Origin of the sequence: Herbaspirillum sp. B65, from assembly GCF_000333555.1 — a bacterium.
Lineage (GTDB): Bacteria > Pseudomonadota > Gammaproteobacteria > Burkholderiales > Burkholderiaceae_D > Herbaspirillum > Herbaspirillum rubrisubalbicans.
This window is the reverse complement of record NZ_BADI01000517.1, coordinates 1-3,015: the sequence shown is the minus strand read 5'-3', so window position 1 is coordinate 3,015 and position 3,015 is coordinate 1. Positions and strand designations below refer to the sequence as shown.

The window sequence follows — 3,015 nt, the reverse complement described above, 5'->3', positions numbered from 1 at the left end:
AGACTCGCGCCACCTCCGGCAGCATCAAGTTCAACAACCATGAACTGACCAAGATGAGTGAGCACGCCATCGTGCGCGTGGGGGTAGGGCGCAAGTTCCAGACGCCTTCCATTTACGAGAACCTCTCCGTGTTCGAGAACCTGGAGATGTCCTTCCCGCGTGGCCGCAAGGTGTTCGGCGCGCTGACCTTCAAGCGTTCGCCGGATGTGGTGGCGCGGGTGGAGGCGGTGGCTGCCGACATCTTTTTGGAAGAGCAACTGCATACCCAGGCCGACTTGCTCTCGCACGGCCAGAAGCAGTGGCTGGAAATCGGCATGTTGCTGATGCAGGAGCCGGAGTTGCTGATGCTGGATGAACCGGTGGCCGGCATGAGCGTGTCCGAACGCGAAAAGACTGCCGAGCTGCTGGGCCGCATCAGCCAGGGCCGTTCGGTGGTGGTGATCGAGCACGACATGGATTTCGTCAAGAGCATCGCGCACAAGGTCACCGTGCTGCACCAGGGCAAGATCCTGGCCGAAGGCAGCATGGAGAAGGTGCAGTCCGATCCCAAGGTGATCGATGTCTACCTCGGTCACTGAACCCCCATCCCCCTCGGAGCCTGCCATGTTCAAAGTCTCGCAACTCGCTTCCGGCTACGGCCAGAGCAAGGTCATCCACGACGTCGATCTGTCGGTGGCCAAGGAAGAAATCGTCGCCGTCATGGGCCGCAACGGCATGGGCAAGACCACGCTGTTCAAGACCCTGATGGGCATCCTGCCGCTGCGCGGCGGCAGCATCAGCATCGATGGCGTGGAACTCGGTGGCCTGGAAAGCCACCAGCGTGTCGAGCGCGGCGTGGCCTATGTGCCGCAGGGGCGCATGATCTTCTCGCACATGACGGTGCTGGAAAACATCCAGACCGGCTTGCCCGCGGCGGCCCGGGGCAAGGTGCCTGATGAACTGTATTCATTGTTCCCGGTGCTCTACGACATGCGTACCCGCAAGGGCGGCAATCTCTCCGGTGGCCAGCAGCAGCAACTGGCCATTGCCCGTGCGCTGGCGACCAATCCGCGGGTGCTGCTGCTGGATGAACCGACCGAAGGCATCCAGCCTTCCATCATCAAGGACATCGCCCGGAGCTTGAAGGAAATCCGCAAGATCCGCGCGCTCACCATCGTGGTCTCGGAGCAGGTGCTGAGCTTCACGCTGGAGATTGCCGACCGCTTCCTGGTCATCGACAAGGGCCGCTTCGTCTACGAAGACACGCGCGCAAACGTCGATGCACCCACCATCAGCAAGTACCTGTCGGTCTGATGTGACCGTCTTTTCAGAGGAGCAAGCTCATGCGACATGGAGACATTTCAAGTAGCCGCGACGCCGTTGGCGTAGCCGTGGTGAACTACAAGATGCCGCGCCTGCATACGCGCGGCGAGGTGCTGGAGAATGCACGGCGGATCGCCGCCATGCTGGTCGGTATGAAGCAGGGATTGCCGGGGCTGGATCTGGTGGTGTTCCCGGAGTATTCCACGCACGGCATCATGTATGACCGTGAAGAAATGTTCGAGACGGCCGCCGCCATTCCAGGTGAGGAGACCGCCATCTTTTCCGAAGCTTGCCGCATCGCCGGCGTGTGGGGCGTGTTTTCGCTGACCGGCGAGCGCCATGAAGAGCATCCGCGCAAGGTGCCTTACAACACCCTGATCCTCATCAACGACCAGGGCGAGATCGTGCAGAAGTACCGCAAGATCATGCCGTGGACCCCCATCGAAGGCTGGTATCCGGGCGATACCACCTATGTGTGCGACGGCCCCAAGGGCTTGAAGATCAGCCTCATCATCTGCGATGACGGCAACTATCCCGAGATCTGGCGTGATTGCGCCATGAAGGGCGCGGAACTGGTGGTGCGCTGCCAGGGCTACATGTATCCGGCCAAGGAACAGCAGATCATGGTCTCCAGGCCATGGCCTGGATGAACAACCTGTACGTGGCCGTGGCCAATGCCGCCGGTTTCGATGGCGTCTATTCCTACTTCGGCCACTCGGCCATCGTCGGCTTCGATGGTCGCACGCTGGGCGAATGCGGCACCGAGGAAATGGGCATCCAGTATGCCGAGCTGTCGATCTCGGCCATCCGCGATGCGCGTCGCAACTGGCAGTCGCAGAACCATCTCTACAAGCTGCTGCATCGCGGCTACACCGGCAAGATCAATTCGGGCGAGTCGCCGGCCGGCGTGGCCGACTGTCCTTTCGACTTCTACCGCACCTGGGTCAATGATCCGCAGGCGGCACGTGCCCAGGTCGAGGCACTGACCCGCAACAGTGCCGGCACGCCCGAATGTCCGATGCCGGGGATTCCTACCGAGCCGGCGGCCTGAGGCCCAGCGCCCCCGAGGTCGTCATCACACACCCACCACCAAGGAGATCGTATGCAACATTTCAAGATCAAGCCCGGCGTCCCGCTGGCAGAGCAGGCCGAACTGGGGCACAACCGCTGGCACCCGGACCTGCCGTTCCTGGCCTCGGTCAAGCCGGGCGAATCCATCCTGATCGAATCGCTGGATTTCCTGGACGCACAGATCCAGGACACCGATGACGTTTCCGATGTCAAGAACGTCGATCTGACCCGTGCCCATCCGCTGACCGGTCCTTTCCATGTCGAAGGTGCCGAGCCGGGTGACTTGCTGGTGATCGATCTGCTGGACATCAAGCCGGTGACGCCGGTCGGTTTTTCGGGTGTCTTTGCCAAGGAAAACGGCGGTGGTTTCCTGGCCGATTACTTCCCCGAAGCCGACAAGGCCATCTGGGACTTGAAGGGCTTGTATGCCACCTCGCGCCACATCCCTGGCGTGCGCATCGCCGGCCTGACCCACCCGGGCTTGATGGGTTGCCTGCCGTCGCATGATCTGCTGGCCGAGTGGAATCGCCGCGAAGCGCCGCTGGCTGCCAAGGGCCTGGCGCAACCGCCCAACCCCAGCACTGCGGTGCTGCGCGGCCTGACTGGTGCCAAGTTCGACGAGATGGCCAAGGTGGCGGCGCG

General features: G+C 62.1%; 3 protein-coding genes and 1 pseudogene. All 4 read left to right on the top strand.

The genetic code is table 11. The features are described 5' to 3' along the window. Positions 1-578, top strand: a 578-nt coding sequence (locus I5W_RS12535) for an ABC transporter ATP-binding protein (protein ID WP_044529473.1), incomplete at its 5' end; no start/stop codon positions are given. A gap of 25 nt (positions 579-603) precedes the next feature. Then, positions 604-1,293: an urea ABC transporter ATP-binding subunit UrtE gene (gene urtE / locus I5W_RS12530; RefSeq protein ID WP_017450343.1), complete on the top strand. Its 690-nt coding sequence runs from the start codon at positions 604-606 to the stop codon at positions 1,291-1,293. A gap of 29 nt (positions 1,294-1,322) precedes the next feature. After that, positions 1,323-2,353 (top strand): annotated as a pseudogene (locus I5W_RS12525) (aliphatic amidase). A gap of 51 nt (positions 2,354-2,404) precedes the next feature. Next, positions 2,405-3,015: acetamidase/formamidase family protein (locus tag I5W_RS12520; protein WP_044529472.1), on the top strand; the 611-nt coding region annotated here is incomplete at its 3' end.

What these genes read in the sequence shown, in the direction of transcription:
- urtE (WP_017450343.1), top strand. Translation starts at nt 604, where the DNA reads ATGTTCAAAGTCTCGCAACTCGCTTCCGGCTACGGCCAGAGCAAGGTC.